The sequence below is a fragment of the Pseudomonas morbosilactucae genome (assembly GCF_023241665.1).
GTDB lineage: Bacteria > Pseudomonadota > Gammaproteobacteria > Pseudomonadales > Pseudomonadaceae > Aquipseudomonas > Aquipseudomonas morbosilactucae.
Map to the genome: position 1 here is coordinate 312,466 of NZ_JALQCX010000005.1, position 8,285 is coordinate 320,750.

Here is an 8,285-nt window from a genome sequence, read left to right on the forward strand (position 1 = left end):
CATGGACATTCTGATTCCCGGCTACGACATCCAGGGCGAAGTGGGCGAGGGCGCCATGGCCACCGTGTACCTGGCGACCCAGCGCTCCCTGGAGCGCAAGGTGGCGCTCAAGGTCATGGCGGCGGCGCTGGCGGCCGACCCGAGTTTCTGCGAGCGCTTCCTGCGCGAGGGCAAGACCCTGGCGCGGCTGTCGCACCCGCACACCGTGACCGTGCATGACATCGGCAATGTCGGTGACCTGTATTACATGGCCATGGAATACCTGCCCAACGGCACCCTGAAAGAGCGCATCGCCGCCGGCCTGACCCCGGAGCAGGGCCTGGCCTACATTCGCCAGATTGCCTCGGCGCTGGGTTACGCCCATGCCCAGGGGCTGGTGCACCGCGATGTGAAGCCGGCCAACATCCTGTTCCGCGCCGACGGCACCGCTGTGCTTTCGGACTTCGGCATCGCCAAGTCCCTGGATGACCGCACCCAGTTCACCCAGGCCGGTTTTGCCGTCGGCACCCCGAGCTACATGAGCCCTGAGCAGGCGCGCGGCCAGGACATCGACGGCCGTGCCGACCTCTACGCCTTGGGCGTGGTGCTGTATGAAATCCTCGTCGGTGAGCTGCCGTACAACGGCACTGACGCCTTGTCCACGGCCCTGGCCCACCTGACCGAGCCGATGCCGGAACTGCCACTGCACCACGGTCGCTACCAGCACATCCTGCGCAAATTGCTGGCCAAGGACCCGGCCGAGCGTTATGCGGACGCGGCGGCCTTGTTGCGCGCCCTGGATCAATTGCCGACGGCGACCCCGGACATCGAGGCAACCCTTATCCAGCCCGTGGCCCTGCCGTCGCAGGCGACGCCGCCCGGTAATGAATTGGCCGGCTTGACGCCGGTGTCCATCGAGATTCCCCAGCAGGCCCCGCGTGCTGAAACCCGGCCGCCTGCACCCGAGCCGGTAGCGACTCCGACTCCTGCCCCTGCGCCGTCTCGGCGTGGTTCGACGCCGGTGCTGGCGGGTGTGGCCGTGGCCGTTGCCCTGGCCATCGGTGGTGCCGGTTACTGGTGGCTGGGTGGCGAAAGCCCGGCGCCAGCGGCCAAGGCGTCTTCATCCTCTTCCACGGCCAACGTGCCTGCGGTGGCAGCGCCGCCGGTGAGCCAGCCGGTGGCGGCGGATGTCGATGGCGGCCAGCGGCCGTTGTTGATGGCCGGCAAGAAGACCCTGTTCCAGCGCGTATTGAGTAAGCCCGGGGCGAGCTTTTCCAGCGAGCCGGGGGCGGCACCGGGCCAGGCTGTGCCAGCGTTTTCGGTGCTGTACGTGTACCAGCGCAAGAGCGTCAACGGCAGCGCCTGGCTGCGGGTCGGCGCGGCCAGTGATGGCCGCAGTGCCGGCTGGTTGCCGGCCGAGCAGGTCAGTGACTGGAAGCAGAGCCTGGTGCTCAAGTTCACCGAGCGTTCCGGTCGTGCGCCGGTGATGTTCGTGCGCCAGGCCGGCGAGCTGGAGCGCCTGCTGGCGGACCCGGCGGCGGCGAAAAACCTGCTGCTCAATGTGCAGAAAAACCCCCAGGATGACCAGCGTGTGTTGGCCCTGGAGCCGGGGGCCAGCGCGGTGCCTCAGGATCAGTTTTACCTGCTGCCGATTTTCGACTCCAAGGAAAGTTTCGACGAAAACGGCCAGCCGGTGCAGTTGCTGAATGTGGCGTCCATCGACCCGGGCAACAGCCCGCAAAGCATCAGCGACAGCCGTGGCAAAAGCCTGCCGGCGAACAACCCGCAGGCCGCGGGCGATGCCTTCCGCACGGCGGTGGTGCTGGTGGTGGACACCTCGGTGTCGATGCAGCCCTACATCGACCAAGTGCGCGACGTGGTGCATGAGCTGCAAAGCAAGATTGCCGAGCGCGGCGAGCTGGACAGCGTCAGCTTCGGTCTGGTGGGGTTTCGCAACAACACCCAGAAAACCCCGGGCCTGGAGTACGTTACCAAGACCCTGGTGACCCTGGACCAGGGCCGCGACCCGCAACGTTTCATGGAGCTGGCGCGGCAGGTCAAGGCCACCCATGTGTCCAGCCATTCGTTCAACGAAGACGCGTTCGCCGGGGTGATGCAGGCGGTGGAAGGCATGGACTGGTCCGGCTACGGCGGCCGCCTGATCCTGCTGGTCAGCGACGCCGGTGCCCTGCGCAAGAACGACCCCCTGAGCCGCACCCAGATGAACGAGGCCGAAGTGCGCCAGGCGGCCCTGGGCAAGCAGATCAAGATCTACGCGCTGCACCTGCGTACCGATGCCGGCAAGAACAATCATGGCTACGCCGAAACCCAGTACCGCACCCTGACCGCCGACGCCAACCCGCAGATCGGCGACCTGTACATTCCGGTGCCGGGTGGCGATGTGGCCAAGTTCGGCGAGCGGATCGGCGAGATCGGCACGGTGTTCGCTGACCTGGTGCATCAGGTGCGTGACAAGCAGGTGCAAGCGGTGCCGGTGCTCAAGCCGGGGCCGAGCCTGGCGGAGAAATCCGCGGCCATCGGCTACGCCATGCACATGGACTTCCTCGGGCGCCAATCCGCCAGCCAGGCGCCACAGCTGGTCAGCGCCTGGGCGGCCGACCGCGACCTGACCAACCCGGCGCTGCCGGCGTTCCAGGTCTGCGTGATGCTCACCAAGCTGCAGCTCAACGACCTGCAGCAATCGCTGAAGCTCATCGTCGACGCGGCGCGCAAGACCCAGACCTCGCCCAAGGATTTCTTCCAGGAAATCGCCAGCGCCAGTGCCTACATGAGCCGCGACCCTTCGGCCTTGCGCAAGGGCGCCAACCTGGCCGACGGCGGCGTGCTGGGCGAGTACCTCGAAGGGCTGCCGTACCGCAGCAAGTCGCTGAACATGACCCAGGACCTGTGGTTGTCCTTGAGCGTGGCCGAGCAGGAAGACTTTATCGACGAGCTGGATTCGAAAATCCGTCTTTACGAAACCTTCCACAACGACCTGGCCAACTGGGTGCGCTTCGGCGACGCCGAGCCGGGTGATGCGCTGTACCGCGTACCTTTGTCGACGCTGCCGTGATGCTCGATCTTCTGGAGGTGAGCAAAACCCGTGGGGCTGGCAGCCAACGCTACAGCCTGGTGATTCCGCGCCTGCAACTGCGGGCCGGCGAGCAGTTGGCGGTGGTTGGGCCCAGTGGCTGCGGCAAGAGCACTCTGCTCGATCTGCTGGCCCTGGTGCAGGCGCCGGATCGGGCCGGGCGCTTTGAATTCGCCCCGGCCCGGCAGGTGATCGACATCGCGGCGATCTGGCGCGCTTCGGGACAGAACCCCTTGGCCGGGCTGCGCAGCCGGCACCTGGGTTATGTGCTGCAAACCGGCGGCCTGCTGGGTTTTATCGACGTGCAGAGCAATATCAACCTCTCGCGCAAGCTCCTGGGCCTGGCCGATAACGGCGAAGCCCGGCGCCTGGCCGAACAGCTGGAAATCGCCGATCAGTTGCACAAGAAACCCGCCGCGTTGTCGGTTGGCCAGCGCCAGCGAGTCAGTTGTGCCCGGGCCCTGGCCCACGGCCCGCAATTGCTCCTGGCCGATGAGCCGACGGCTGCGCTGGACCCGATCAACGCGCAACGGGTCATGCAACTGCTGCTCAAGCAGGCCCGCGAGCAGGGCCTGTGCAGCGTCATCGCCACCCACGATGAAGAGTTGGCTCGGGCCAGCGGCTTGCAGGTGCGGCGCATCAGCTGTCGCCGCGATGCCGATGGCGGTGTGACCGCAACCCTCGGGGAGGCTCACTGATGCGTGCGTCCTTGACCGCCGGCCTGGCCTGGCAGGATTACCGCGCCGACGCCTGGCTGTCGGCCTGTTCGGTGTTGGCCCTGGTGGCGGTGATCGCGCCGCTGCTGGTGCTGTTCGGCCTGAAGTTCGGCTTGGTCAGCAGCCTCACCGAGCGCCTGGAAAAAGACCCGGCCGTGCGGGAAATCATCCCCTTGGGCGGCGGCCGTTTCAGTGCCGAGGTGATTGCCCAGTTAGGCCAGCGCAGCGACGTCGCCTTCGCCTTGCCCAGGACCCGGCAGATCGCGGCCACGGCGCAGTTGTCGTTGACCGTGGCCGAGCCCGGCGTGACCGTGGAAATGATCCCCACTGCGCCCCTGGACCCGTTGCTCGGCACTTTGCCGGTGCCCCAGGGTTTGAACGCAGTGCTGCTCAGCCACACCGCTGCCGAGAAACTCGGGGTCAAGGTCGGTGACTGGGTGCACGTCAGTTTCGGCCGGCAAGTGGCCGGGCGCACCGAGGCCCAGCGGACCCTGGTGCAAGTGCAGGGGGTGTTGCCCCTGGAGGCCTTCCAGCGCGATGGCTTGTTCGCACCCCTGGCCCTGCTTGAAGCCGCGGAAGATTACCGCGATGGCCGGGCCGTCGAGGCACTGGGTTGGGACGGCGAGGCCCCGGCGGCGGCCGGGCAGCGGGTGTACCCGTCCTTCCGCCTGTATGCCCGCAGCCTGAATGACGTCGAGCCGCTGCGTCAGGCGTTTGCCGAGCGCGGGCTGCTGGTGTCGACCCAGGCCCAGAATATTGCTCAGGTGCAGTCCTTGAGCCGCAACCTTTCTGTGGTCTTCTGGGTCATAGCCGGGTTGGCGCTGGCGGGGGCCTTTGCGGCGATTTTCGCCGGTGCCCTGGCGGCGGTGGCGCGCAAGCGTCGGGCCCTGTCGGTGCTGCGCCTGCTGGGGTTTTCCACTGGGGCCTTGCTGTTGTTCGTGGTGGTCCAGGCGCTGTACAGCGCCGGCTTTGCTGCCTTGTTGAGTGGCTTGCTGTACGCCTTGGCCGAGTCCGGGCTCAACCATTTGTTTATGCAGGTGCCGGGCGAGTACGCCAGCCATCTGTTGCCGGTGCACTACGCCCTGGCCCTGTTTGCGGCGCTGGGCGTCAGCACCCTGGCGGCAGCGCTGGGCGGTTGGCGGGTGTCGCGCATTGAAGCCAGTGAAGGAATTCGCGATGTATAAGTGTTTGACCGCCGTCTTGGCCCTGACCCTGGCGAGCGCCGTCTGGGCCGACGACGACAAGCTGGACAACCCCAAACCGTTGGCCGATGACGTCAGCCTGCCGTTGCCGTGCGAAGGCGAGATGGTGTTCCGCTACGTCTACGTGCTGGCCCAGGGCACCCTCGACGACCGTGAAGTCAACCTCGGCTACCCCTTCAGCGAGGGCGAGTCGGGTTATCAGCAGTCGTTTATTTCCGGTTATCGCCGGGACTACATCAACGGCCAGTTCACCCTCAAGGATCTGCCGCCGATCTGGAGCAAGGCCATCGGCCCCGGCTTGCCCAAAGCCGGCGCGGGCGTGCCGCTCAAGCCGATGCTGTATTTCATCGGCAAGTACGAAGTCACCGCCCGTCAATATGCCCAGGTCATGGCCCAGGCGCAGTCCCTGGCCAGTGGTGAGCCGGCCCCGGCCTGCGAAGCGCCGGAAGGCCTGCAAGGGCGCTTGCCCAAGGTCAAGCTGTCGCGCTTCGAGGCCGAACGTTTTGCTGCGGTCTACAGCGCCTGGCTGATGAAAAACCACCGCGACCTGCTGCCGGTCAGCGGCCGTGGCACCTCGGCGGAAGACGGCGGCCTGGGTTTTGTGCGCCTGCCCACCGAAGTCGAGTGGGAATACGCCGCCCGGGGTGGCCAGGCCGTGAGTCGCCAGGACCTGGAAGGCCGCTTGTTCCCCCGGCGCCTGGAGGGCAGTGAAAGCGACGGCCCGCTGGCCGACTGGGCGGTGTTCAACCAAGTGGCCGGCGGCACCGGCCAGGCTGCACGCTTGATGCCCATCGGCACCAAGTTGCCCAACCCCATCGGCATGTTCGACGTGATCGGCAACGCCGCGGAGATGGTCCAGGAGTCGTTCCAGCTGGTGCATTCCGGACGGCGCCAAGGCACCTACGGCGGCTTTGTGGTCAAGGGTGGCAACTACCTGGAAGGCGAGGGCACGCTGTTCACCGGCATGCGCCGCGAGTACCCGCTGTTCGCCGCCGACGGCACCGAGCAGAGCAATGAAACCACCGGTTTCCGTGTCGCCGTGGGTGCCCTGGCTGCGCCCCGTTCGCGCTACAAGGAGTTGTTCGCCCAGTGGCAGAAAGAAGGCCGCCTGGCGTCCCTGACCGATGCCATTGACGATGCCCAGGACCCGACCAAGCGCCTGGACAGCATCATCGCTGCCAGTGTCGACCCGCGGCTGCAGGCCGAGCTGGGGCTGGTCAACGAAGAGCTCAAGCGCAACGTCTCGCTGATCGCCCAGCAACGCGAAGAAGCCGCCGGCAACCTGATTCAGTCGTCGGCTCTGGTGGCCGAGACCATCAATAACTACAACATCCGCCTGACCAACCTGAAGAAAAGCCAGCAGCAAGCCATTGATGCCAAGGATGAACCCAGCGCCAAGCTGTTCGCCGAAGCCATCAACAACGGCCGCAGTGCGCTGGACGGGGCGGTGGCGATCTACATCGACAACCTGGCCACCGGTACCCGCTACACCGATGCGGTGATCCAGGCGCAGTTTCAACGGATCAAGGAGGAACTCAACCGCAAGCCAGTGCTCGGCAAGAGCCTGGTCACGCGGGCCACGATATTCGTTCGCCATGTCGGGAACTATCGCCAGCAACGGCGAGCCGATCCGGCGACGATTTTGAAGGAACTGCTCGCATCGTCCGCTCAGAAGTCATGAGGGGCGCGCTTGCGCGAGCTTGGAGGGTCTCGGGCGGCATGGCGCCGCACCGAGCTGGTCAAACTAAAACGAGATGACGCACATGCTTTTTTCCCGTAAGCCTTTTGCTTCAACGTCCAAACGTCACCTGCTGTTGGTTGCCGCCGGGTTCAGTACCGTGCTGACCGGTTGCGCCACCTCTCCGGTGTCCAAGGTCGCGTCGACCACCAAGGTCGAGTACTACCCGAGCTGCTACGAGCCGGTGCAGCACCTGCGTGACACCGATTCCAACATGACCACCTCGGTGGTGACCGGTGCAGCCCTGGGCGCGGCCGGCGGTGCCCTGCTGGGTGCCTTTACCGGTGACTCCGACAAGCGCGGCCGCAACGCCGCCATTGGCGCCGCGGGTGGTGCCCTGGCCGGTGGTGCCGCCGGTTACTACACCGAGCGCCAGAAGCAGATCGCCGATGACAACCAGCGCATCGCTTCCTACGCCACCGACGTCAACAAGAGCGTGGCCGACATCGACCGCAGCACCGCGTACGCCAAGGCTTCCCAGGCGTGCTACCAGCGTGCGTTCGACAGCCTGATCAGCTCGCGCAAGGCCAACAGCATCAACGACACCGAAGGCCGCAAGCGCCTGGCGGAAATCGTCTCCGGCCTGAAAGAGTCCAACGACCTGATCACCGCGGTGAACGGTCGTGCCAGCGAAGACCTGAGCAAGTACAACCAGGCTTACGAGCAGGACCTGCAACAAGTGGGCGTGCAGCGCACTGACGTGGTCACCGTGGCCACCGCCGATACCACGCCGGTCACCGCCACCGGTAGCGGCAAGAAGAAGCAGGTCAAGCCACCGAAGAAGCAAGCACTGCCGACCGTTCCTAAAGAAGCGGTGAGCACCGAGAAGTCGATGCAGCAGGCCAAGACCAAGCAGGACGAGAGCAAGCAGGTTGCAGCGACCGGCCAGACTCAGGTCAACAGCATGTGCAAGAACCCGGACCTGGGTGATTGGGCTCCGGTACCTTGCCCTAACGTCTGAGGCGGCGATTGTCGGACAATAGGTTGCGATAAGTACTGAACGCCAGTCGATCTCCTGAGGTTTCAGGAGATCGCTGGCGCTCATCCAGTTACAGGTTAAACTGCGCCCGCCATCCAATAATTCCACTGAGGCGCCGCGCATGAAATTTCGTTTTCTTCTCTGGATGCTGGGCCTGTTGATGGGCAAAGCCAGCCGCAACAATCCCGCCTTCCAGCAGCAATTGGGTGACAAGGAGCTGGTGTTCCAGCTGCAGACCCTCGACGGCAAGATTGCCCGTCACTTCCTGGTCAAAGACCAGCGCATCACCAGCCGCTCGGGTGTCTACCCGGAGCCGGCCTTCGCCATCGCCTTCAAAGACGCCGCCTACGGCTTCGCCACCTTGCAGGCGAAGAACAAGCAGTTGGCGTTCATGACGGGGATTCAGGACAAGTCGATCCAGATCAAGGGCAATCCGGCCCTGGTCATCTGGTTCCAGGGCCTGACCAAATACCTGAAACCCAAAAAGGCCAAGCCCAAGGCCTAAAGCGTTTGCCGCTGTTTTAGGCGCCGGCTTACCGGCGATGACGATCTTGCGGGTGCTATCGCTGGCGAGCCAGCT

At 65.3% G+C, this 8,285-nt stretch carries 6 protein-coding genes; all 6 read left to right on the forward strand.

Features of this window, described 5'->3' with window-relative positions; translation table 11 throughout:
• Position 1 precedes the first annotated feature (1 nt).
• The 6 genes from M1B35_RS03390 to M1B35_RS03415 all read left to right on the forward strand — a co-directional run bounded on the left by M1B35_RS03390 (position 2) and on the right by M1B35_RS03415 (position 8,210).
• Positions 2-3,052, forward strand: coding sequence for a serine/threonine-protein kinase (locus M1B35_RS03390; RefSeq protein WP_268261210.1), 3,051 nt, complete (start codon positions 2-4; stop codon positions 3,050-3,052).
• Positions 3,052-3,768: an ABC transporter ATP-binding protein gene (locus M1B35_RS03395; RefSeq protein WP_268261211.1), complete on the forward strand. Its 717-nt coding sequence runs from the start codon at positions 3,052-3,054 to the stop codon at positions 3,766-3,768. Before M1B35_RS03390 ends, M1B35_RS03395 begins: the two co-directional genes overlap by 1 nt.
• Positions 3,768-4,970 carry an ABC transporter permease gene (locus M1B35_RS03400; RefSeq protein WP_268261212.1) on the forward strand — a complete coding sequence of 401 codons (1,203 nt, stop codon included), beginning with the start codon at positions 3,768-3,770 and terminating at the stop codon, positions 4,968-4,970. Before M1B35_RS03395 ends, M1B35_RS03400 begins: the two co-directional genes overlap by 1 nt.
• Positions 4,963-6,669: a formylglycine-generating enzyme family protein gene (locus tag M1B35_RS03405; protein WP_268261213.1), complete on the forward strand. Its 1,707-nt coding sequence runs from the start codon at positions 4,963-4,965 to the stop codon at positions 6,667-6,669. The genes M1B35_RS03400 and M1B35_RS03405 overlap by 8 nt, the downstream gene beginning before the upstream one ends.
• Before the next feature lie 82 nt (positions 6,670-6,751).
• Positions 6,752-7,687, forward strand: coding sequence for a type VI secretion system-associated lipoprotein TagQ (gene tagQ / locus M1B35_RS03410; protein ID WP_123327849.1), 936 nt, complete (start codon positions 6,752-6,754; stop codon positions 7,685-7,687).
• 139 nt (positions 7,688-7,826) lie between these two features.
• Positions 7,827-8,210 carry a helicase gene (locus M1B35_RS03415; RefSeq protein ID WP_268261214.1) on the forward strand — a complete coding sequence of 128 codons (384 nt, stop codon included), beginning with the start codon at positions 7,827-7,829 and terminating at the stop codon, positions 8,208-8,210.
• The last annotated feature ends 75 nt before the right edge of the window (positions 8,211-8,285 follow it).

What these genes read in the sequence shown, in the direction of transcription:
- M1B35_RS03390 (WP_268261210.1), top strand. Translation starts at nt 2, where the DNA reads ATGGACATTCTGATTCCCGGCTACGACATCCAGGGCGAAGTGGGCGAG.
- M1B35_RS03395 (WP_268261211.1), top strand. Translation starts at nt 3,052, where the DNA reads ATGCTCGATCTTCTGGAGGTGAGCAAAACCCGTGGGGCTGGCAGCCAA.
- M1B35_RS03400 (WP_268261212.1), top strand. Translation starts at nt 3,768, where the DNA reads ATGCGTGCGTCCTTGACCGCCGGCCTGGCCTGGCAGGATTACCGCGCC.
- M1B35_RS03405 (WP_268261213.1), top strand. Translation starts at nt 4,963, where the DNA reads ATGTATAAGTGTTTGACCGCCGTCTTGGCCCTGACCCTGGCGAGCGCC.
- tagQ (WP_123327849.1), top strand. Translation starts at nt 6,752, where the DNA reads ATGCTTTTTTCCCGTAAGCCTTTTGCTTCAACGTCCAAACGTCACCTG.
- M1B35_RS03415 (WP_268261214.1), top strand. Translation starts at nt 7,827, where the DNA reads ATGAAATTTCGTTTTCTTCTCTGGATGCTGGGCCTGTTGATGGGCAAA.